Origin of the sequence: Streptomyces roseoviridis (assembly GCF_039535235.1) — a bacterium.
GTDB classification, from domain to species: Bacteria; Actinomycetota; Actinomycetes; order Streptomycetales; family Streptomycetaceae; genus Streptomyces; species Streptomyces roseoviridis.
In genome coordinates this window covers 4,225,428-4,247,423 of the sequence record NZ_BAAAWU010000001.1, presented here as the reverse complement: position 1 = coordinate 4,247,423, position 21,996 = coordinate 4,225,428, and the positions used below count along the sequence as shown (strand labels likewise).

The 21,996-nt window shown below is 71.6% G+C and carries 20 protein-coding genes; 9 read left to right on the top strand and 11 right to left on the bottom strand.

Annotation, left to right across the window (positions count from 1 at the left end; genetic code table 11):
• Window position 1: 1 nt before the first annotated feature.
• A complete protein-coding gene (locus ABD954_RS19285; RefSeq protein WP_345487283.1) occupies window positions 2-469 on the bottom strand; it encodes a hypothetical protein in 468 nt (155 codons plus the stop codon).
• 75 nt (window positions 470-544) lie between these two features.
• Here ABD954_RS19285 and ABD954_RS19280 point away from each other — a divergent pair, with 75 nt between their 5' ends.
• Together ABD954_RS19280 and ABD954_RS19275 are read left to right on the top strand one after the other, a co-directional pair.
• Window positions 545-880: a YnfA family protein gene (locus ABD954_RS19280; protein ID WP_345487282.1), complete on the top strand. Its 336-nt coding sequence runs from the start codon at window positions 545-547 to the stop codon at window positions 878-880.
• A gap of 64 nt (window positions 881-944) precedes the next feature.
• Window positions 945-1,709 carry an SDR family NAD(P)-dependent oxidoreductase gene (locus ABD954_RS19275; protein ID WP_345487281.1) on the top strand — a complete coding sequence of 255 codons (765 nt, stop codon included), beginning with the start codon at window positions 945-947 and terminating at the stop codon, window positions 1,707-1,709.
• 49 nt (window positions 1,710-1,758) lie between these two features.
• Here the strand turns inward: ABD954_RS19275 and ABD954_RS19270 are convergent, their stop codons facing one another.
• Complete coding sequence (locus ABD954_RS19270) at window positions 1,759-2,952, bottom strand: RtcB family protein (RefSeq protein WP_345487280.1); 1,194 nt, start codon at window positions 2,950-2,952, stop codon at window positions 1,759-1,761.
• 176 nt (window positions 2,953-3,128) lie between these two features.
• On the opposite strand from ABD954_RS19270, the gene ABD954_RS19265 reads away from it, so the two are divergent.
• The 3 genes from ABD954_RS19265 to ABD954_RS19255 all read left to right on the top strand — a co-directional run bounded on the left by ABD954_RS19265 (window position 3,129) and on the right by ABD954_RS19255 (window position 6,396).
• Window positions 3,129-4,058 carry a DUF3558 domain-containing protein gene (locus ABD954_RS19265; RefSeq protein ID WP_345487279.1) on the top strand — a complete coding sequence of 310 codons (930 nt, stop codon included), beginning with the start codon at window positions 3,129-3,131 and terminating at the stop codon, window positions 4,056-4,058.
• A 109-nt stretch (window positions 4,059-4,167) separates the two neighbouring features.
• Entirely contained in the window at window positions 4,168-4,899 is a 732-nt protein-coding gene (locus ABD954_RS19260; protein WP_345487278.1) for a DUF3558 domain-containing protein, read from the top strand.
• Between the two features lie 138 nt (window positions 4,900-5,037).
• A complete protein-coding gene (locus ABD954_RS19255; RefSeq protein WP_345487277.1) occupies window positions 5,038-6,396 on the top strand; it encodes a DUF2637 domain-containing protein in 1,359 nt (452 codons plus the stop codon).
• 127 nt (window positions 6,397-6,523) lie between these two features.
• On the opposite strand, the gene lysS is transcribed toward ABD954_RS19255, so the two are convergent.
• Window positions 6,524-8,245, bottom strand: a complete 1,722-nt coding sequence (gene lysS / locus ABD954_RS19250) for a lysine--tRNA ligase (protein ID WP_345487276.1) — start codon at window positions 8,243-8,245, stop codon at window positions 6,524-6,526.
• 230 nt (window positions 8,246-8,475) lie between these two features.
• On the opposite strand from lysS, the gene argS reads away from it, so the two are divergent.
• Window positions 8,476-10,251: an arginine--tRNA ligase gene (gene argS, locus ABD954_RS19245; protein WP_345487275.1), complete on the top strand. Its 1,776-nt coding sequence runs from the start codon at window positions 8,476-8,478 to the stop codon at window positions 10,249-10,251.
• Window positions 10,252-10,313: 62 nt separating this feature from the next.
• Here argS and ABD954_RS19240 read toward each other — a convergent pair whose 3' ends face one another.
• On the bottom strand, window positions 10,314-11,543 hold the full coding sequence (locus tag ABD954_RS19240) for a helix-turn-helix domain-containing protein (RefSeq protein ID WP_345487274.1): 1,230 nt from the start codon (window positions 11,541-11,543) through the stop codon (window positions 10,314-10,316).
• A gap of 271 nt (window positions 11,544-11,814) precedes the next feature.
• On the opposite strand from ABD954_RS19240, the gene ABD954_RS19235 reads away from it, so the two are divergent.
• Entirely contained in the window at window positions 11,815-12,516 is a 702-nt protein-coding gene (locus tag ABD954_RS19235) for a DUF4232 domain-containing protein (protein WP_345487273.1), read from the top strand.
• A 126-nt stretch (window positions 12,517-12,642) separates the two neighbouring features.
• Here ABD954_RS19235 and ABD954_RS19230 read toward each other — a convergent pair whose 3' ends face one another.
• The 7 genes from ABD954_RS19230 to ABD954_RS19200 form a co-directional block, all read right to left on the bottom strand.
• A complete protein-coding gene (locus tag ABD954_RS19230; RefSeq protein ID WP_345492303.1) occupies window positions 12,643-12,915 on the bottom strand; it encodes a DUF1876 domain-containing protein in 273 nt (90 codons plus the stop codon).
• An 80-nt stretch (window positions 12,916-12,995) separates the two neighbouring features.
• Window positions 12,996-13,997, bottom strand: a complete 1,002-nt coding sequence (hemB, locus tag ABD954_RS19225; RefSeq protein WP_345487272.1) for a porphobilinogen synthase — start codon at window positions 13,995-13,997, stop codon at window positions 12,996-12,998.
• Window positions 13,998-14,266: 269 nt separating this feature from the next.
• Entirely contained in the window at window positions 14,267-15,937 is a 1,671-nt protein-coding gene (locus ABD954_RS19220; protein ID WP_345487271.1) for a bifunctional uroporphyrinogen-III C-methyltransferase/uroporphyrinogen-III synthase, read from the bottom strand.
• A complete protein-coding gene (gene hemC, locus ABD954_RS19215) occupies window positions 15,934-16,920 on the bottom strand; it encodes a hydroxymethylbilane synthase (RefSeq protein ID WP_345487270.1) in 987 nt (328 codons plus the stop codon). Before hemC ends, ABD954_RS19220 begins: the two co-directional genes overlap by 4 nt.
• Window positions 16,917-18,272 (bottom strand): glutamyl-tRNA reductase, encoded by a 1,356-nt coding sequence (locus ABD954_RS19210; RefSeq protein ID WP_345487269.1) that lies wholly within the window; start codon window positions 18,270-18,272, stop codon window positions 16,917-16,919. Before ABD954_RS19210 ends, hemC begins: the two co-directional genes overlap by 4 nt.
• The gene (locus ABD954_RS19205) at window positions 18,269-19,072 is read right to left on the bottom strand and encodes a redox-sensing transcriptional repressor Rex (protein ID WP_345487268.1); all 804 of its coding nucleotides are present in this window, start codon (window positions 19,070-19,072) and stop codon (window positions 18,269-18,271) included. The genes ABD954_RS19210 and ABD954_RS19205 overlap by 4 nt, the downstream gene beginning before the upstream one ends.
• A gap of 272 nt (window positions 19,073-19,344) precedes the next feature.
• Window positions 19,345-19,617 carry a glutaredoxin family protein gene (locus tag ABD954_RS19200; protein ID WP_345487267.1) on the bottom strand — a complete coding sequence of 91 codons (273 nt, stop codon included), beginning with the start codon at window positions 19,615-19,617 and terminating at the stop codon, window positions 19,345-19,347.
• A gap of 116 nt (window positions 19,618-19,733) precedes the next feature.
• Between ABD954_RS19200 and ABD954_RS19195 the strand changes: the two genes are divergently transcribed.
• Window positions 19,734-20,666 (top strand): HAD family hydrolase, encoded by a 933-nt coding sequence (locus tag ABD954_RS19195; RefSeq protein ID WP_345487266.1) that lies wholly within the window; start codon window positions 19,734-19,736, stop codon window positions 20,664-20,666.
• 446 nt (window positions 20,667-21,112) lie between these two features.
• On the top strand, window positions 21,113-21,913 hold the full coding sequence (locus ABD954_RS19190; RefSeq protein ID WP_345487265.1) for an ECF subfamily RNA polymerase sigma factor, BldN family: 801 nt from the start codon (window positions 21,113-21,115) through the stop codon (window positions 21,911-21,913).
• Window positions 21,914-21,996 lie beyond the last annotated feature (83 nt).

Below are 21,996 nucleotides of genomic sequence, written 5' to 3'. Positions count from 1 at the left end.
CTCAGAAGACGTACGGGTCACCGGTCGCCAGGACGAGCACACGGTGCCGGTCGTTGCGCGGGTTGCCGTCGGCCACCCCGTCCCGCCACACGGTCCGGATGTCCACGGTCAGCTCCTCCGGCCGGCCCGCCGTCCGCAGATCCAGCGCCAGCTCACCGACCGCACCGGCCGCCCGCAGCTCACCCGTACGACACGACACCACCCGGTCACTGCTCCACAGACACGCCGGAGGCAACACCTGCCCGCCCGCCATCGGCTCCGAGAAGGCGAGCCGCACCGTCGCCTCCGGCACGTGCGACGGCCCGTGGTTCTCGCTGACCAGCCACACACCGATCCGCCCGTCCCACAGCGAGACATGGCCGTGGTGGGCCAGGTCCGCCTCCGCCGGCGCGGCGACGGCCGAGGAGGTACCGGTCACCAGGGCAGCCGTCAGGGCCGCGCCGAGCAGCGCCTTGCGCATCACAGTCATGCCCCGAAGATACCCATAACGACCCATATCTTCTGACTATCCGTCAGTCGCGTGTCCCCGTGCCACCCTGCCTCCATGCTCATCGCCCGCTCCGCCGCCCTCTTCACCCTCGCCGCCCTCTTCGAGATCGGCGGCGCCTGGCTCATCTGGCAAGGCGTACGCGAACACCGCGGCTGGATCTGGATCGGCACCGGCGTCCTGGCCCTCGGCGTCTACGGCTTCGTCGCCACCCTCCAGCCCGACGCCCACTTCGGCCGCATCCTCGCCGCCTACGGCGGGATCTTCGTCGCGGGCTCCCTCGCCTGGGGCATGATCGCCGACGGCTACCGCCCCGACCGCTGGGACATCACCGGCGCCCTCGTCTGCCTCGCCGGCATGGCCGTCATCATGTACGCCCCCCGCGGCCACTGACCCGACCCCGCCCTATCCTGACCAGGCCACCGCGACCACCGACCCCACGCGCCAGGAGCACGCCATGACCGCCGCCGGTACCCCCATCGCCGTCGTCACCGGAGCCAGCAGCGGCATCGGCGCGGCCACCGCCCGACAGCTCGCCGCCGCCGGCTACCGCGTGGTCCTCACCGCCCGCCGCAAGGACCGCGTCGAAGCCCTCGCCGCCGAGATCAACGAAGCCGGCCACCAGGCGACCGCCTATCCCCTCGACGTCACCGACCGCGCCGCCGTCGACGAGTTCGCCACCGCCTTCCGCACCCTCGCCGTCCTCGTCAACAACGCCGGCGGCGCACTCGGCGCCGACCCCGTCGCCACCGGCGACCCCGACGACTGGCGCCGCATGTACGAGGTCAACGTCATCGGCGCCCTCAACGTCACCCAGGCCCTGCTTCCCGCCCTCACGGCGAGCGGCGACGGCACCGTCGTCGTCGTCTCCTCCACCGCCGGCCACGCCACCTACGAGGGCGGCGCCGGCTACGTCGCCGCCAAGAACGGCGCCCGCGTCCTCGCCGAAACCCTCCGCCTGGAAATCGTCGGCACCCCCGTCCGCGTCATCGAGATCGCCCCCGGCATGGTCAAGACCGAGGAATTCGCCACCACCCGCTTCCGCGGCGACACCGACAAGGCCGCCAAGGTCTACGCCGGCGTCCCCGAACCCCTCACCGCCGACGACGTCGCCGACACCATCACCTGGGCCTGCACCCGCCCCCCGCACGTCAACATCGACCTCCTGGTCGTCCGCCCCCGCGCCCAGGCCAGCAACACCAAGGTCCACCGGGAACTCTGACCGTTCGGGCGCCCGAGGCCGACGCCCCCCACCTCGCGGAGCCCGGGTCTCAGCCCTTCACGCAGACGACCTGCTTCAGCTTCGCCACCACTTCGACCAGGTCCCGCTGCCGTTCGATGACCTGCTCGATCGGCTTGTAGGCGCCCGGGATCTCGTCCACCACGCCCGAGTCCTTCCGGCACTCCACGCCCCGGGTCTGCTCCTCCAGGTCCCGCGTCGAGAAGCGGCGCTTCGCCGCGCTGCGGCTCATCCGGCGGCCCGCGCCGTGCGAGGCGGAGTTGAAGGAGGCCGCGTTGCCGAGCCCCTTCACGATGTACGAACCCGTCCCCATGGAGCCCGGGATGATCCCGTACTCCCCGGAGCCGGCCCGGATCGCACCCTTGCGCGTGACGAGCAGGTCCATCCCCTCGTACCGCTCCTCCGCCACGTAGTTGTGGTGGCAGGAGATCACCGGCTCGAAGGCCACCTTCGCCTTCCGGAACTCCCGGCGGATGACCTCCTGGAACAGCGCCATCATGATCGCCCGGTTGTACTTGGCGTACTCCTGAGCCCAGAACAGGTCATTCCGGTACGCCGCCATCTGCGGCGTGTCCGCGACGAACACCGCGAGATCACGGTCGACCAGGCCCTGGTTGTGCGGAAGCTTCTGCGCCACACCGATGTGGTGCTCGGCGAGCTCCTTGCCGATGTTCCGGGAGCCGGAGTGCAGCATGAGCCACACCGAACCGGATGAATCGATACAAAGCTCTACGAAATGATTGCCCTGCCCGAGGCTTCCCATCTGCTTCTCGGCGCGGGAGCGGCGGAACTTCACCTGATCGGCGACCGTGTCGAACCTGGACCACAGGTCGCTCCACCCCGCCGTCGGGAACTGGTACAGCCGCCCGGGATCCACCATCTCCCGGTGCATGCCGGCACCCACCGGAATCGCCTGCTCGATCTTGGACCGCAGGCGCGACAGATCCCCCGGCAGGTCGTTCGCCGTCAGCGACGTCTTGACCGCCGACATGCCGCAGCCGATGTCCACGCCGACCGCCGCCGGGCACACCGCGCCCTCCATCGCGATCACCGAACCGACCGTCGCACCCTTGCCGTAGTGCACGTCCGGCATGACCGCCAGGCCCTTGATCCACGGCAGGGTCGCCGTGTTCTGGAGCTGTCGCATCGCGCCGTCCTCGACGGACGACGGGTCCGTCCACATCCGGATCGGCACCTTCGCGCCCGGTACCTCCACGTACGACATACCTACCCACTTCCCCCAGAAAGTCCGATAACGCAAAAACCGGAGCCAAAGCCCGTACAGGTGACTGCGGACCGGCATCAACGGCCATGCGTGCGATACACATTGTGTTCACCGCGCCCCTTGGGGCAGCAAACAGTTTTTCGGGGGATTCCTCCGGGAGAAGGGAGCCTGGGATCGTGCAGCGCAAGGCGTACGCAACCGGTCGATCCGGGTCCGCGGTCCTCTCGGCGGCGGCCCTCGCCCTGGGGCTCGGGATGGGCCTGACGGCCTGCTCCTCCGGCGCGGCCGTGGACACCGAGGCCGTCGACTCGAAGGCGGGTCCGGCGGCTCCCGCCGCGCCTCCCGGTCGTTACCGGACGCTTTTCGAGCCCTGCGGGGCGGTGCCGGCGGCCACGCTGAAGGATCTGCTGCCGGGGGCCGCCGCCCTGCCGGAGCCGGAGCGCGCCCGGGTGTACCGGGGTGTCGCTGCGGCCACGTTCGACACGGACCGGCGGGTGGGGTGCAGCTGGAGGTCGGACGCGCCTGACGCCGTCCACCGGCTGACCCTCGACATCGAGCGGGTGGTCTCCTACGACCCGGCGGTGAGTGACGACGCGCGGGCGCAGGAGGTGTACGCCCGTAAGCAGTCGGCCGCGGGTGTGGCGCCGGTGAGCCCGACCGTGCCGCCGTCGTCGGCGCCCGCGTCGGGGGCGACGGGCCCGGGCGGGGCGAAGGGGCCTTCGTCCACGGCCCCGGCCCTGCCGCCGGCCGGTCATCAGCCGGCTCACGCGCCTCGGGCGCCTCACACCACCCCTCCGAGCGCTCCGCCCGCCTCGACCGACCCGTCCACCCCGGCGACCACTCCGGCACCGCCCGCGACCACGGGTCTGGAGTCGCGGGTACTCGAGGGTCTGGGTGAGGTCGCGTTCCTGGACGACACCCTGGAGAGCGCCGGTCCGTCGGGGGCGAAGCGTCTGGTGAGCGTGGTGTTCCGCACATCGAACGTGATCGTGACGGTTCAGTACGAGGAGCAGACGGTGGCTCCGGCCGAGGCTCCGGACAGCAAGGAACTGCAGGAAAAGACCCGGAATCTGGCGCGTCTGCTGGCGGACCGGCTGGAGGAGTAGGCGTCCGGGTGCGCTTCGCGGGGGCCGTCGGGTGGTGTGGCGGAGCGCGTAACGTGTCGGCGTACCCCCGGCCGCCCGGCCGTGCGCCGCCCAAGCGACTGAAGGAACCATGCAGCGATCAGCCCCGCGATTCTCCCGCATTCTCGCCTGTGCCGCCGTCCCGGTGATGCTTGTGGCCGCAGGTTGTTCGTCCGGTTCGGATTCCGGTGACAAGGGGTCCGGTTCGTCGGACGCGTCGTCGTCGGTTTCCGCGACGCCGACGCCGTCGCAGTCGACGAAGGCGGTGGAGCCGGCGCGGTACGCGAAGCTTCCCGAGGTGTGCAAGGCGATCTCGGCGAAGACGATCGAGACGCTGGTGCCGAAGGCGAAGAACAAGAACGGCACCGCCGCGGCGTCCAGTGACGTGACGAGTCGTGGCGGCTGTGCGTGGAACGGCCTGGAGGACAAGGGCGTCAAGGGGTCGCAGTACCGCTGGCTCGACGTGTCCTTCTACCGGTACGCGTCGGATGCGACGCTCGGCAGTGGGCAGGAGCGGGCGGCGGAGAGCTACACCAAGGAATTGGCGAAGGTCCAGGCGACGCCGGGGGCGAAGAAGCTGCGGACGGTGGCCGCGCCGGGGATCGGCGACAAGGCCGAGTCGGTGGCCTTCGAGCTGCGCAAGACGGACGAGGACTTCAAGTACGCCTCGGTGGTGGCGCGGACGGGCAACGTGGTGGTGTTGCTGTCGTTCAACGGGGCCGGTTACGCGGGCGCGAAGACGCCGTCCGACAAGTGGATCCTGGATGGCGCGCTGAAGGCGGCGAAGGAGGCCGTGGCGTCGGTGGCGGCGGCCAATCAGTAGGCCGCGCGGCTGCGGGGCGGTCGTCCTGTAGGCGTTTGTGCGTTTTCGTACGGGGTCCGTCCCTCCCCAGGGGGCCGGGCCCCGTGCGCATGTGCCAGTCTGTGCCCGCGAGATGTCGATCGACGGGAGGGATCGCGGGTGGCCGCGATGCAGCTGACACGGACGCACCGCATACTCATCGGCCTCGTGGTCGCGGGTGCGGTGATCATTGCCGGGATCGGTTTCGCCGGCTCGTACGCTGCGGTGCGCGAGCTTGCCCTCGACAAGGGTTTCGGTGATTTCTCGTATTTCTTCCCCATCGGTATCGATGCGGGTATTTGTGTGCTTCTGGCGCTCGATCTGCTGTTGACGTGGTTCCGCATTCCGTTCCCGTTGTTGCGGCAGACGGCTTGGCTCCTGACGGCGGCGACGATCGCGTTCAACGGTGCGGCTGCGTGGCCGGATCCGTTGGGCGTGGGGATGCACGCGGTGATTCCGGTGCTGTTCGTGGTCGCGGTGGAAGCGGCGCGGCATGCGGTGGGGCGGATCGCGGACATCACGGCCGACAAGCACATGGAGGGCGTGCGGCTGACGCGTTGGCTGTTGTCGCCGATTCCGACGTTTCGGTTGTGGCGTCGGATGAAGCTGTGGGAGCTGCGGTCGTATGAGCAGGTGATCAAGCTGGAGCAGGACCGGCTGATCTACCAGGCGAGGCTTCAGGCGCGCTTCGGGCGTGGGTGGCGGCGCAAGGCGCCGGTGGAGGCGCTGATGCCGTTGCGGCTCGCGAAGTACGGGGTGCCGTTGTCGGAGACGGCTGCGGCGGGTCTGGCGGCCGCGGGCGTGGAGCCGGTGTTGTTGCCGCCGTCCCCGCCGGTGGCGGAGTTGGAGCAGTCGCGGGTGGCTCAGGTGCCGGCGCAGGCGGGCGCTGTGGCGGGGGCGCAGGGTGTGGTGCCTCAGCAGGGTCCGGGGCCCCAGGGTCCGGGGCCCCAGGGTCCGGGGCCTCAGGGCCTGGGATCGCAGGGCCTGGGATCCCAGGGCCCGGGGGCCGGGCCGCAGCAGGGGGCCGTGCCCGCACAGGGGGCCGCGGGCCAGGGCGGCCCGTTGCCGCAGGCCGTGCCGGTCAACCACGAGAGTCCGTGGTTCGATGCTCCGCAGGTCTCGCCGGAGGCGTACGAGGGTACGTACAACCCGAGCATCGTGGAGGGCCTGGAGCCCACGCCGGTGGCGGTCCCGCACGGTCCGGAGGATGTGCCTCCGCCCGGCCCGGAGGAGTTCCAGCCGTACCCGGAGTACGTGGACGAGGCGCTGTCCCCGGAGGAGTTCGCGGACGCGGCGTACAAGGCCATGTGGGACTACGTGGAGGAGAAGCAGGACTTCCCCAACGCGGAGCAGCTCGACATATGGCTGAGCGACATGTACAAGATCACGCATCCGCGGAGCGCGTCGATCCTGCGTGAGCTGACGCCTCGGCTGCGGGATCGGATCCAGCAGGAGTGGGCGGAGAACCACACGCCCTGACGGCCGCCGAGCCGCCCTGCCGCCTGCCCTGTCCGTCCGGGCGCCGTGAGACGGAAACCGCCCTCCTCCGCGTGATGCGGAGGAGGGCGGTGGTGTCTGTCCGGCCGGGTCGGGTGGCCGGTGGGGGTCAGGCCCCGAGGAGCTTGCGGACCCGGTCGGCGCCGACGGCGAGGAGCAGGGTGGGCAGGCGGGGGCCGGTCTCGCGGCTGACGAGGAGCTTGTAGAGCAGGGCGAAGAAGGAGCGCTGGGCGAGCTTGAGCTCCGGGGTGGGCTTGGCCTCGGGGGTGAGACCGGCCATGACCTTCGGGACGCCGTAGACCAGGGTGGTCAGTCCGTCCAGGGACCAGTGGGTGTCCAGACCCTCCAGGAGCAGCCGCAGTGACGCACGGCCCTCGTCGTCGAGCGAGCCGAGGAGCTCGGTGTCCGGCTCGTCGCGGACGATGGTGCGCTGGTCGGCCGGGACCTGGGTGGTGATCCAGTTCTCGGCGCGGTCGAGCCGGGGCCGGACCTCGTCGAGGGAGGTGACCGGGTTCTGCGGGTCGAGGTCGCTGAGGATCCGCAGGGTCTGCTCGTCGTGTCCGGCGGTGATGTCGACGACCGAGGCGAGCGTGCGGTAGGGCAGGGGGCGCGGCGTGCGGGGCAGCTCGCCCGCGGCGGTGCGGGCGGCCCGCGCGTACGCGGCGGCGTCGGCGGGGAGCACCGAGCCGTCGGCGACCTTGGCCTCGAGCTTGTCCCACTCGTCGTAGAGCCGCTGGATCTCCTGGTCGAAGGCGATCTTGAACGACTGGTTGGGGCGGCGTCGGGCGTAGAGCCAGCGCAGGAGCTGCGGCTCCATGATCTTCAGGGCGTCGGCGGGCGTGGGGACGCCGCCGCGCGAGGACGACATCTTGGCCATGCCGCTGATGCCGACGAAGGCGTACATGGGGCCGATGGGCTGGACGCCGTCGAAGATGCCGACGATCTGGCCGCCGACCTGGAAGGAGGAGCCGGGCGAGGAGTGGTCGACGCCGGAGGGCTCGAAGATGACGCCCTCGTAGGCCCAGCGCATGGGCCAGTCGACCTTCCACACGAGCTTGCCGCGGTTGAACTCGCTGAGCTTGACGGTCTCGGCGAAGCCGCAGGCGGTGCAGGTGTAGGCGAGCTCGGTGGTGTCGTCGTCGTAGGAGGTGACGGTGGTGAGGTCCTTCTCGCACCGGCCGCAGTACGGCTTGTACGGGAAGTAGCCGGCGCCGCCGCCGGAGCCGTCGTCCTCGTTGGCCGCGCCGGAGCCCTCCTCGGCTTCGAGCTCGGCGGCGTCGAGGGGCTTCTGGGACTGCTTCTTCGGCGCCTTCTTCGTCCGGTACTGGTCGAGGATGGCGTCGATGTCGGCGCGGTGGCGCATGGCGTGCAGGATCTGCTCGCGGTAGGCGCCGGAGGTGTACTGCTCGGTCTGGCTGATCGGGTCGTACTCGACGCCGAGCTCGGCGAGCGCCTCGACCATGGCGGCCTTGAAGTGCTCGGCCCAGTTGGCGTGGGGGGAGCCGGCCGGGGCGGGGACGGAGGTCAGCGGCTTGCCGATGTGCTCGGCCCAGGACTCGTCGACCCCCTCGACGCCGGCCGGCACCTTGCGGTAGCGGTCGTAGTCGTCCCAGGAGATGAGGTGGCGGACCTGGTGGCCGCGGCGGCGGATCTCGTCGGCGACCAGGTGCGGGGTCATGACCTCGCGGAGGTTGCCGAGGTGGATGGGGCCGGACGGGGAGAGGCCGGAGGCGACGACGACCGGTTTGCCAGGCGCACGTCGCTCCGACTCGGTGATGACCTCGTCCGCGAAACGGGAGACCCAGTCGGTCTCGGTGCTGCTCTGAGCCACGGTCGGTACGTCCTTCTTCCTTGGTTTCCCTCGAAGCCTTACAGCCCTACGCGGGCCATTCTCCCAGACGGACGGAGGCGCTCGGAGGTTGTCCACAGGTCGGGGTTCCTCGGGGCGCGGCGTCCGGGGTTGTCCACAGGGGAGAAAACACGTTGCTCTGCCGTGGGACACTTGACAAGCGAAATAGACCACCGGGACACCCGGACTCGACACAACAGGAACGGAAGCTCATGGCCTCGGTCCCTTCCCTCGCTTCGACCGTGCAGCAGCGCCTCGCGGAAGGTCTCTCGGCAGCCCTGCCGGAGGCCGGTTCCGCCGACCCGCTGCTGCGACGAAGCGACCGGGCCGACTTCCAGGCCAACGGCATCCTGGCGCTGGCCAAGCGGCTCAAGGGCAATCCGCGTGAGCTGGCGACGAAGGTCGTCGAGGCGATCGGGTCGGATGGGGTCCTGAAGGAGATCGAGGTCTCGGGGCCCGGGTTCCTCAACATCACGGTGTCGGACGCGGCGATCATCGAGACGCTGGCGGCGCGTGCCGCCGACGACCGGCTCGGTGTGCCGTTCAATCCGGACGCCGGGACGACGGTGATCGACTACGCGCAGCCGAACGTGGCGAAGGAGATGCACGTCGGGCACCTGCGGTCGGCGGTGATCGGCGCGGCGATGGTCGAGATCCTGGAGTTCACGGGCGAGACGGTGGTCCGGCGCCATCACATCGGCGACTGGGGCACCCAGTTCGGCATGCTGATCCAGTATCTGATCGAGCACCCGCACGAGCTGGACCACAAGGTCGAGGGCGCGGACGTGGAGGTCTCCGGCGAGGAGGCCATGTCCAACCTGAACCGGCTGTACAAGGCCTCGCGCACGCTGTTCGACTCCGACGAGGACTTCAAGACGCGCGCGCGGGCGCGGGTCGTGCAGCTTCAGGCGGGCGACGAGGAGACGCTGGCGCTGTGGCAGCGGTTCGTCGACGAGTCGAAGATCTACTTCTACTCGGTGTTCGAGAAGCTCGACATGGACATCCGTGACCCCGACATCGTCGGCGAGTCCGGTTACAACGACATGCTCCAGGAGACGTGCCGGCTGCTCGAGGAGTCGGGCGTGGCGGTCCGCTCGGAGGGTGCGCTGTGCGTGTTCTTCGACGACGTGAAGGGCCCGGACGGCAATCCGACGCCGCTGATCGTGCAGAAGTCCGACGGCGGTTTCGGCTATGCGGCGACGGACCTGTCGGCGATCCGTGACCGGGTGCAGAACCTGAAGGCGTCGACGCTGCTGTATGTGGTGGACGCCCGTCAGTCGCTGCACTTCAAGATGGTGTTCGAGACGGCCCGCCGGGCGGGCTGGCTGAACGACGAGGTGAAGGCCGTCCAGCTGGCGTTCGGCACGGTCCTCGGCAAGGACGGCAAGCCGTTCAAGACCCGTGAGGGCGAGACGGTGCGGCTCGTGGACCTGCTGGACGAGGCGATCGAGCGGGCGACGGCCGTCGTCGAGGAGAAGAAGGAGAAGGCCGGTCTCTCCGACGACGAGGTCGCCGAGAACGGCCGCTACGTCGGCATCGGTGCGGTGAAGTACGCCGACCTGTCCACGTCGGCCGTGCGGGACTACAAGTTCGACCTGGACCAGATGGTCTCGCTGAACGGTGACACGTCCGTGTACCTCCAGTACGCGTACGCCCGTATCCAGTCGATCAAGCGGAACGTCACGGACGCCCAGCCGACCGCTCACGCGGAGCTTGAGCTGGCCCCGGCCGAGCGCGCGCTCGCCCTGCACCTGGACCAGTTCGGTGCCACGGTCACGGAGGCCGCCGAGGAGTACGCGCCGCACAAGCTGGCCGCGTACCTCTACCAGCTGGCGTCGCACCTCACGACCTTCTACGACCAGTGCCCGGTCATGAAGGCCGAGACCCGGGAGCTGAAGGAGAATCGCCTGTTCCTGGTCGATCTGACGGCCCGGACCCTGCACCGGGGCATGGCCCTGCTGGGCATCCGGACCCCTGAGCGTCTCTGACGCTCAGGGCCGGGCGGTGACGGTGGCGGACGGCCGTGCCTTCGGGCACGGCCGTCCGTCGTTCACCGGGCGACCCATGTGCCCTTGTCGGGCCAGTAGCCGTAGGTCGGCCGCCCCTCGATCGCACTGGTACGGAACGGCTCGCCGCCGTCGTCGACGCGGACGACCCCCTTGTGGGCGCCGCTGCTCCAGTGCAGCTCCAGATACCAGGAAGCGGCGTACTCCTCGGTGTGCACGTCGAGGTTGAGCACCTGGGGGTCACCGGTGGCGACCTTGTACGGGAAGTCCTTCGCGGGCACCACGCGGTCGCCGTCCTGGCCGGCGACCGGTGTCACGTGGGGGCGGGGCGCGTCGAGGTCGACGTCGAAGGTCTGCGGGGTGACGCCGCTGCCGCAGCCATCGCCCATGGAGTAGGCGGGGTGGTCCAGTGGGGCGCCGCGTTGCACGACCCGTACGTGCAGGGCGGTCAGGACGACGGGTTGCTGGGTGCGGCCGGTCACGGTGAGCTGGAGCTGCATGTGGCCGCCGTCGATCCCGCCGAGCGCGCGGGCCCAGCCGCGGGTGTCCTGCGGCGGGGGCGGCGGGGGTACGTGGCCGGGTTCCTGGTCGAGGACGTAGTACTGGCCGCAGGGCTCGGCCCAATTGTAGGAGCTGATGCCGGCGCTGAGGGGTGCGGGTGAGGCGGGGCTGTCCCCCGGGGTGGCATCGGTGGTGGGGCGGTCGCCGGTGCGCCCGACGAGGTACGCGGTGGGCACGGCGAGGGCGACGACGGCCGCCACGGCGAGGGCTCCCCGGCGCCCGCGGCTCCCTGGGCGCGGTGTGCCGGAGGGCCCGGCGATCTCCTCGACGGTGAGCTCGACGGGCTCGGCCGCGGGCTGCCGGGCCGCGTGCTCGGCGGGGGGCGGGGCCGCGGGCTGGACGGGGGGCCGGGGCGCCGGCTCGGCGGCGGCTTCGGGAGCGTCCGTCGCCGAGGGCGGCCCGGCCTCGGGCCGGGGCGCCGGCCGGGGCTCCGGGTCCGGTGCCGGCTCGGCCTTGCCCCGCCTGCGGGCCTCGTCGGCGAGGATCCAGGCCCGGTGGAGTGCGACGAATTCCTCGCGGGAGGCCCCGCACAGTCGCCCGAGCCGCTCGACGGGCGCGAACTCGGTGGGCACGGCGTCGCCGTTGCAGTAGCGGTGGAGCGTGGAGGTGCTGACGTGCAGCCGGCGGGCGAGCGCCCCGTAGCTGAGTCCGGACCGGTCCTTCAGTGCGCGCATCCGCTGCGCGAAGCCGTCCACCGTGTCCGCCGCGTCCATCCGCGTCCCCCCGTCGCCCGTTCCGCATCCCAGGAACGCATTCCAGGGGACGGTCATCTCCCCAGGTCACGGCCGGTGCCGGCGTTCCAGCGTTCCCCATTGTCCCGTGCCGATTGCAGTGGGATCACGCCGCCCCGAGGGTGGTGGTCATGCCGAACAGCCGCGTCACCGACGCTCTGGCGGCCGCGGTGCTGATCGCCTGCACCGCGGTCGTGATCGCACTGCTGCACCACCGCTGACCGACCGGTACCACTCTCACGGGGGAACCACCATGCGCTCACTCGCTCGCCGTCTCGCCCTGCCCGTCGCCGCCCTCTCGGCGGCCCTCGCCCTCACCGCCTGCCAGTCGGGCGACACCTCCGCTGCGGCGCCGAAGGCACCGTCCCAGCCGTCGGCCCGCACGACGGGGGCCACGCCGCAGCCCGCGCCCACCGGGACACCGACCGGGACGCCCACCGGGGCGCCGGCGAACGCGGACACCACCCGCCCGACCGCCGCGCCGACCAGCCGGCCGACCGGCCGGCCGGGCACCCAGCCCGCCGCCAGGCCCCAGGGCGCGGACCGCGTCCCCTGCACGGCGGCGAACACCAAGATCGTGGCGAGCAAGGTGAGCCGCCCCATCAACCACCTGGTGCTCACCGTCACCAACGTGGGCAGCCGGCCCTGCGACGCTCCGCACGCGCCGCTGGTCGGCTTCGACCACAGCCAGGCGCCCATCAGGGTCCTCCAGGGCAGCAAGCCGCAGGCGGTGCTGGGCCTGGCGCCCGGCGAGTCGGGCTACGCGTCGGTGATCCTCACCGGCGAGCCGGGCGGGCCGGGGGAGGACACCCACGGGACGACCGTGCGCACGATCCGGGTGAACATCACCCCCGACAGCAGCACGACGGTGACGGCGCCGAGCGGCACCTACGCCGATGACGGCGCCGCCGTGTCGTACTGGCAGCAGACCCTCGAGGACGCCCTCACGTACTGACGTCGCACGCACGGTTTCCGCCCGCCCGCCCGGAGAACGCCCGACGCCCGGACCCCCGGACGTCTGGACACCCCGACGGCGGGCCGAGGAAACGCCCGGCCGTCCTCCCTCCCCCGGCACCCCGCCCTAGCGGCGGATCGGGTGGGAGGTCCGCCCCGAGGCCTCGTCGATCTCGGTGTGGGCCTTCTGGAGCAGCTGCGAGGCGAGGTCCATGAGCGCGCGGGCGCCGGCGATCTCCTCGCCGACCCGCAGCTGCTCGGGGTCGGAGGGGTGGCGGTTGGCGTTGCCGTGGGCGCGGAACTCGGTGCCGTCGCCGAGCCGCACCATGGCCGCCGCCCGCGTCCGGTCGCCCTCCTCCTTGAACTCCATCTCGATGTGCCAGCCGACAAGCGTGTTCATGTGCGTCATGAGGACCACCTCCAGAGAGGTACCTGTCGGTACCTCTCCAGGGTGCATCCGCGTGCGGGCAGTCCGCTCGCTCAGAGCCCGCGGCCGAGCTTCTGCGCGACCTCCGTCGCCCAGTAGGTGAGGATCATCTGCGCACCCGCCCGCCGGATGCCGGTCAGCGTCTCCAGGATCGCCCTGTCGCGGTCGATCCAGCCCTTCTCGGCGGCGGCCTCGACCATCGCGTACTCGCCGCTGATCTGGTAGGCGGCGAGGGGCACGTCCACCGCCGCGGCCACCTTGGCGAGGATGTCCAGGTACGGGCCGGCCGGCTTGACCATCACCATGTCGGCGCCCTCTTCGAGGTCGAGGGCCAGTTCCCGCATCGACTCGCGCACGTTGGCGGGATCCTGCTGGTAGGTCTTGCGGTCGCCGGTCAGGGAGGAGGCGACGGCCTCGCGGAAGGGCCCGTAGAAGGCGGAGGAGTACTTCGCGGTGTACGCGAGGATCGACACGTCCTCCTTGCCGATGGTGTCGAGGGCGTCGCGGACCACGCCGACCTGGCCGTCCATCATTCCGGAGGGCCCGACGACGTGGACGCCGGCGTCGGCCTGGACCTGGGCCATCTCGGCGTAGCGCTCCAGGGTGGCGTCGTTGTCGACCCGCCCGTCGGCGTCCAGGACGCCGCAGTGGCCGTGGTCGGTGTACTCGTCCAGGCACAGGTCCGACATGATCACCAGGTCGTCGCCGACCTCGGCCCTCACGTCCCTGATGGCGACCTGGAGGATGCCGTCCGGGTCGGTGCCCGCCGTGCCGGCCGCGTCCTTCTTGGCGTCCTCGGGCACGCCGAACAGCATGATCCCGGAGACCCCGGCCTCCACGGCCTCCACGGCCGCCTTGCGCAGGGTGTCGCGGGAGTGCTGGACGACGCCGGGCATCGCGGCGATCGGCACGGGCTCGGTCACGCCCTCGCGTACGAAGGCGGGCAGGATGAGATCGGCCGGGTGCAGCCGTGTCTCGGCCACCATGCGCCGCATGGCGGGACTGGTCCGCAGCCGCCGCGGCCGCGCACCGGGAAAGCTTCCGTACGAGTTCATGTCATCGAGGCTACGCCCGCGCCCTCGATGCACTTGCCGACACCGTGTTGCCGTCCCGGCAGGCCCCCGGCCGGGACGGCGGGCCCCGGCACCGGCCGCTCGCCCGACAAGAGACCCCGGCACCGGCCGCTCGCCCGACAAGAGGCTCCCGCACCGGCCACGCCCCCGTCGCGCGGCCGGCCCTGCGCCCGGTCCGAAAACGCCCCGGGGCGCGGGCCCCGTGAAGGAACCCGCGCCCCGAAGGTGGTCGACTCCGTCGACTACGTCGACTACGTCGTGCGGCGCCTGCGCGCACCCGGGCGCCGCTCGCTCGGCCGGGTCACCGGGTCACCGGCCTCCAGGGCCGCCGCCCGCCGCCGCAGACCGAAGTCCGCGAGGGCCTCCGCCAGCTTGTGGACGGACGGCTCCGGGGAGAGGACGTCGACCCGCAGTCCGTGCTCCTCCGCCGTCTTCGCGGTGGCGGGGCCGATGCAGGCGATGACGGTCACGTTGTGCGGCTTGCCGGCGATGCCGACGAGGTTGCGCACGGTGGACGACGAGGTGAAGAGCACCGCGTCGAAACCGCCGCCCTTGATCGCCTCGCGGGTGTCCGCCGGCGGCGGCGAGGCCCGCACCGTCCGGTAGGCGGTGACGTCGTCGACCTCCCAGCCGAGCTCGATCAGGCCCGCGACCAGGGTCTCGGTGGCGATGTCGGCACGCGGCAGGAAGACGCGGTCGATCGGGTCGAAGACCGGGTCGTACGGCGGCCAGTCCTCCAGGAGGCCGGCCGCGGACTGCTCGCCGCTGGGCACCAGGTCCGGCTTCACACCGAAGTCGATCAGCGCCTTGGCGGTCTGCTCGCCGACGGCCGCGACCTTGATGCCGGCGAAGGCGCGGGCGTCGAGCCCGTACTCCTCGAACTTCTCCCGGACCGCCTTGACGGCGTTGACCGAGGTGAAGGCGATCCACTCGTAGCGGCCGGTGACCAGGCCCTTGACGGCCCGCTCCATCTGCTGCGGGGTGCGCGGCGGTTCGACGGCGATGGTCGGCACCTCGTGCGGCACGGCGCCGTAGGAGCGCAGCTGGTCGGAGAGCGACGCGGCCTGTTCCTTGGTGCGCGGCACGAGGACCCGCCAGCCGAAGAGCGGCTTGGACTCGAACCAGGACAGCTGGTCCCGCTGCGCCGGGGCGCTGCGCTCGCCGACCACGGCTATCGCCGGCCGGTGCCCCTCGGGCGAGGGGAGGACCTTGCCCTGCTTGAAGACCTGGGCGATGGTGCCGAGGGTGGCGGTCCAGGTCCGCTGCCTGGTCGTCGTGCCGGCGATGGTGACGGTGAGGGGGGTGTCCGGCTTACGGCCCGCCGCCACCAGTTCACCGGCGGCCGCGGCCACCGCGTCGAGAGAGGTCGAGACGACGACGGTGCCGTCGGAGGCGCCGACCTCGGCCCAGCAGCGGTCGTCGGCGGTGCGGGCGTCGACGAAGCGGACGTCGGTGCCCTGCGCGTCGCGCAGCGGTACGCCGGCGTACGCGGGGACGCCGACGGCGGTCGCCACGCCGGGCACGACCTCGAAGGGGATGCCCTCGGCGGCGCAGGCCAGCATCTCCTGGCCGGCGTTGCCGTCGAGGCCGGGGTCGCCGGTCACCGCTCGGACGACCCGCTTGCCGCCGCGCGCGGCCTCCATGACAAGATTGGTCGCATCCCTCAACACGGGGACACCGACGGTTGTTGACGCTTCGTCGACAATCGTCAGCTCAGGCGTGCTCACGCCCGGACGGGCGTGGCCGCGGACGACTTCGAGCACCTCCGGCTCGGCGATCAGGACGTCCGCGCCGGCCAGGGCGTCGACGGCCCGGAGCGTCAGCAGTCCGGGGTCGCCGGGTCCGGCGCCGAGGAAGGTGACGTGACCGTGGCCGGTGAAGGCGGCGGTCGCGGGGCTGGTGGTCGGGCTGGTGGGGCTCAAAGTGCTCGCTCCCCCATAAGACCGGCCGCACCCTTGGCGAGCATCTCGTCCGCGAGTTCGCGTCCGAGGGCCACCGCCTCGTCGTAGGAGGTGGGTACGGGACCGGTGGTGGACAGCTGCACCAGCGTGGAGCCGTCGGTGGTGCCGACGACGCCGCGGAGGCGCATTTCGGTGACAACCTGCCCGTGACCGGGGCCGTCGGCCAGCAGGTCGGCCAGCGCACCCACGGGTGCGGAGCAGCCGGCCTCCAGGGCGGCGAGCAGGGATCGCTCGGCGGTCACGGCGGCCCGGGTGTACGGGTCGTCGAGCTCGGCGAGCGTGGCGACGAGGTCGGCGTGGGACGCCGCGCACTCGACGGCCAGGGCCCCCTGGCCAGGGGCGGGCAGGACCGTGTCGACCGACAGGTGGTCGACCGACAGGGAGCCGGTGAGCTCCTCGGTTCCGCCGATGCGGTTGAGTCCGGCCGCGGCGAGTACCACCGCGTCCAGTTCTCCGCTGCGTACATAGCCGACGCGGGTGTCGATGTTGCCCCGGATCGGTACGGTCTCGATGGTCAGGCCGTGGCTGCGCGCGTACGCGTTGAGCTGGGCCATGCGGCGCGGGGAGCCGGTGCCGACGCGGGCGCCGGCCGGCAGGGTCGCCAGGGTGAGGCCGGGCCGGGCGACGAGGACGTCGCGCGGGTCCTCGCGCTCGGGGATCGCCGCGAGCACCAGGTCGGGGTGCTGGGCGGTCGGCAGGTCCTTGAGGGAGTGCACGGCGAAGTCGACCTCGTCGGCGAGCAGCGCGTCGCGCAGGGCGGCGACGAAGACGCCGGTGCCGCCGATCTGTGCGAGGTGCTCGCGGGAGGTGTCCCCGTACGTCGTGATCTCCACGAGCTCGACGGGCCGGCCGGTCAGCTGCCGGACGGCGTCGGCCACATGTCCGGACTGGGCCATGGCGAGCTTGCTGCGCCTGGTCCCGAGCCTCAGTGCCCTCTCGGTCATACTCGCCCTCGGTTCTTGACGTCGCCGTCGTTCAGGTCGGCCCGGCTGACAGAGGCAACCGTCCCCGGGTCGAGGTCGAAGAGTGTGCGCAGTGCGTCGGCGTAGCCGGCGCCGCCGGGCTCGCTGGCGAGCTGCTTGACGCGCACGGTGGGCGCGTGCAGCAGCTTGTCGACGACGCGCCGCACGGTCTGGGTGATCTCGGCGCGCTGCTTGTCGTCGAGTCCGGGCAGCCGGCCTTCGAGGCGGGCGACCTCGCCGGCCACCACGTCGGCGGCCATGGCGCGCAGGGCGACCACGGTCGGCGTGATGTGGGCGGCGCGCTGCGCGGCGCCGAAGGCGGCGACCTCGTCGGCGACGATGGTGCGCACCTGGTCGACGTCGGCGGCCATGGGGGCGTCGGCGGAGGCTTCGGCCAGCGACTCGATGTCGACGAGGCGGACGCCCGGCATGCGGTGGGCGGCGGCGTCGATGTCGCGGGGCATGGCGAGGTCGAGCAGGTGGAGCGGGGCGGTGCGGCCGTGCAGGGCGGTCTCGACGGCCTCGCCGGTGAGGACGAGTCCGGTGGCTCCGGTGCAGGAGACGACGACGTCGGCACGTGTCAGTTCGTCGCCGACGGCAACCATCTCGACCGCGCGTGCGGCCACGCCCGTGGATCCGGGCTCGGTGAGGATCTCCACGAGCCGGTGGGCGCGTTCCATGGTGCGGTTGGCGACGACGATCTCGGCGACACCGGCCCGGGCGAGGGTGGCGGCGGCGAGCGAGGACATGGAGCCGGCGCCGATGACCAGGGCGCGCTTGCCCTTGGCCCAGGTGTCGACGTCGGTGTCCCCGGCCATCTGCTCGAGCCCGAAGGTGACGAGCGACTGGCCGGCGCGGTCGATGCCGGTCTCGCTGTGGGCCCGCTTGCCGACCCGCAGGGCCTGCTGGAACAGGTCGTTCAGGAGGCGGCCGGCGGTGTGGAGTTCCTGGCCGAGGGCGAGGGCGTCCTTGATCTGGCCGAGGATCTGGCCCTCGCCGACGACCATGGAGTCCAGGCCGCAGGCCACCGAGAAGAGGTGGTGGACGGCCCGGTCCTCGTAGTGCACGTAGAGGTACGGGGTGAGCTCTTCCAGGCCGACGCCGCTGTGCTGGGCGAGCAGCGTGGACAGCTCGGCGACACCGGCGTGGAACTTGTCCACGTCGGCGTAGAGCTCGATGCGGTTGCAGGTGGCGAGGACGGCGCCCTCGGCGGCCGGTTCGGCGGCGAGGGTGTCGTGGAGCAGCTTGGTCCGGGCGTCCGGGGAGAGCGCGGCGCGCTCCAGGACGCTGACGGGGGCGCTGCGGTGGCTGAGGCCGACGACGAGGAGGCTCATGCCGGCATCACGGCGGGCATGTCCCCGTCAGGTCCCTTGCGGCCGGCGTCCTCCGCGGCACGGGCGGCCGGCGGCACGGCGGCGGCGGTGGCGCCGGGCTCGGCGGACGGCTCGGCGCCGGCCTCGGCGCCGAGTTCCTCGCCGGCCTTGCGCTGCTCGTGGAACGCGAGGATCTGCAGCTCGATGGAGAGGTCGACCTTGCGTACGTCCACGCCGTCGGGCACGGAGAGCACGGTGGGCGCGAAGTTCAGGATGGAGGTGACGCCGGCGGCCACGAGCCGGTCGCAGACCTGCTGGGCGACGCCTGCGGGGGTGGCGATGACGCCGATGGAGACGCCGTCCTCGCTGATGATCTTCTCGAGGTCGTCGCTGTGCTGGACGGGGATCCCGGCGACCGGCTTGCCGGTCATGGCGGGGTCGGCGTCGATCAGCGCGGCGACGCGGAAGCCGCGGGAGGCGAAGCCGCCGTAGCCGGCGAGGGCGGCACCGAGGTTACCGATGCCGACGATGACCACGGGCCAGTCCTGGGTGAGCCCGAGTTCGCGCGAGATCTGGTAGACGAGGTACTCGACGTCGTAGCCGACGCCGCGCGTCCCGTACGAGCCGAGGTAGCTGAAGTCCTTGCGCAGCTTCGCGGAGTTGACCCCCGCGGCGGCCGCGAGCTCCTCGGAGGAGACCGTGGGCACGGAGCGCTCCGACAGTGCCGTGAGGGCACGCAGATACAGCGGGAGGCGGGCGACGGTGGCCTCGGGAATTCCTCGGCTACGGGTCGCCGGTCGGTGAGTTCGGCCAGTTGCCACGGTGCTCCTGCGGGATGAGCGGGGCTGTAGGCGGCCGTGTGTCCCAGGACCGCCCCGTCGAATGCAGGCTATGTCTTTGTGAACGCGTGCACAAAGATGGTGTCCGTTTTGTCTGGCCAAAGTGACCGGGGTCACGCGGCTGGTTCGTATCGGTACGGAACCACGGAGGGCGTGGACGCGTTCAGAAGGCGAAGGGGGCAAAACCGCTCACTCTCCTGACGACGCTGCCCCCGAAACCCAACAAATCGTCCACGATGGTAGCCGTCTTCCGGTCACGCACCCAGTTCGCGCCGGAGCCGCCCGGCGTCCACCCGCCAGAAGGTGTGCTGCTCGCCGTCGACCAGGACCACCGGGATCTGCTCCCAGTAGGCGCGGTGCAGCTCCTCGTCCTGGGTGATGTCCTTCTCCTCCCACCGCGCGCCCGTCTCCGCGCAGACGGCCTCGATCACCGCCCTGGCGTCGTCGCACAGGTGGCACCCCGGCCTGCCGATCAGCGTCACCGTGCGCGGCCCGCTCTTCTTCTTACGTCCGAACATGCCGTCCATTCTGCGCGGCCTCGGCGGCGGCGCGGCCGCGGCCGTTCCGGACCGTCCACCACTGTTCACCGGGCGGCGGCCCGACACGTCGGGAACGGCCGAACAGACTGGCTATGCTCAACGACATGGCCGCTCTGGGATGGCTCACCACCCGTAGGCGCTCCGCCACCGCGCGCAGCGTCCTGGCAGGCGAGGCCGCCGCCGAGGCGGCGCGCAAGACCTCGGCGCAGCTGGAGCTGGAGCGCGGTCAGACCGCGCCCGCCGAGCCGGTGTTCCCGGTCGCCGGTGACGTGGAGGCCGCCGCCTTCTTCGACCTGGACAACACCGTCATGCAGGGCGCGGCGATCTTCCACTTCGGCCGCGGCCTGTACAAGCGGAAGTTCTTCCAGCGCCGTGAGCTGGCCCGCTTCGCCTGGCAGCAGGCGTGGTTCCGGCTCGCCGGCGTCGAGGACCCCGAGCACATGCAGGACGCCCGCGACAGCGCCCTGTCCATCGTCAAGGGCCACCGGGTCTCGGAGCTGATGGCGATCGGCGAGGAGATCTACGACGAGTACATGGCCGACCGCATCTGGCCCGGCACCCGGGCCCTGGCCCAGGCACACCTGGACGCCGGCCAGAAGGTGTGGCTGGTCACCGCCGCCCCCGTCGAGACCGCCACGATCATCGCCCGCCGTCTCGGCCTCACCGGCGCGCTCGGCACGGTCGCCGAGTCCGTGGACGGCGTCTACACCGGCAAGCTGGTCGGCGAGCCCCTGCACGGCCCGGCCAAGGCCGAGGCCGTGCGCGCGCTGGCCGCCGCCGAGGGCCTGGACCTCGCCCGCTGCGCCGCGTACAGCGACTCGCACAACGACATCCCGATGCTGTCGCTGGTCGGGCATCCCTACGCCATCAACCCGGACACCAAGCTGCGCAAGTACGCCAAGGAGCGGGACTGGCGGCTGCGCGACTACCGGACCGGCCGCAAGGCGGCCAAGGTCGGCATCCCGGCCGCCGCCGGCGTGGGCGCCCTGGCCGGCGGCACGGCCGCCGCGCTCGCCCTGCACCGCCGTCGGCGCTGACCCGGCACCCTCTCCCCCGGGCCCGCGGGCGCCCGGACGACCGGTGACCTGCCGATACGTTTCGGCCGCGATCGACTGCGACAACCCCGGACCGGCGCCGCTCACCCGTACGTGGTCGAACATCCCTGCACCGCACCCGCCCCGGGCATTCCCCGCTCCCTACCCGCCAGCGGGCCGGATCACTCCCCCCTATCGCACTCGACCACAACCGCGCCCAGCGTTGATCACAAACGAAACCAAACCGATCAACAATCAGTCACTAAGTGGGACTTGATCCGACTCCAAGCAGTAACGGATAAGACTGAATCGATGATTTGAGCAACTGGGTGTAGCGCTGCCTGTACGAAGCGTTATTCTCCTCAGACGCACACCGGAACCCTCACGTCGCCACGACGAGTGAACGGTCCCGCACTGCACGTGATGGAAGCTCTGCCTCTGGGAGTCCCGTGTACCCACACGTCGGGGTTGACGCCTCGGGCCTGGCTACGCTGCGCGCAACGGTCCTCGACCACTTGCGCGGCTTCGTCCCCACCGCGTACGCCGGCCTCGCACCCGCCTTCAGCGGGCCCGCCCTCACAGGGCCGGCACCCGCCGGTCCCTGCTACGCCCTCGCCGAGAGCGGTGCCGCTGTCGGCAGACGCGGCACCCGGGGCGCCACCGGAACCTCGACCGCCGCCCGGCGGCCCACCGCCGACAGCGACAGCGCCCGCATGATGGACCTGGTCGAGCGCGCCCAGGCCGGAGAGGCCGAGGCCTTCGGCCGCCTCTACGACCAGTACAGCGACACCGTCTACCGGTACATCTACTACCGCGTCGGCGGGAAGGCGACCGCCGAGGACCTCACCAGCGAGACGTTCCTGCGCGCCCTGCGCCGGATCTCCACCTTCACCTGGCAGGGCCGCGACTTCGGCGCATGGCTGGTCACCATCGCCCGCAACCTGGTCGCCGACCACTTCAAGTCCAGCCGCTTCCGCCTGGAGGTCACCACCGGCGAGATGCTCGACGCCAACGAGGTCGAGCGCAGCCCGGAGGACTCCGTCCTCGAGTCCCTCTCCAACGCCGCCCTCCTCGACGCGGTCCGCCGCCTCAACCCCCAGCAGCAGGAGTGCGTGACCCTCCGCTTCCTCCAGGGCCTCTCGGTCGCCGAGACCGCGCGGGTCATGGGCAAGAACGAGGGCGCGATCAAGACCCTCCAGTACCGGGCCGTCCGCACCCTGGCCCGCCTCCTCCCGGACGACGCCCGCTGAGCGCAGCGCGCCCCCCACACGCGTCCCGTCGACCCGTCCCGCCCTCCCCACCCGGCCCGGCCCCCCACGCCACCACGACCCCC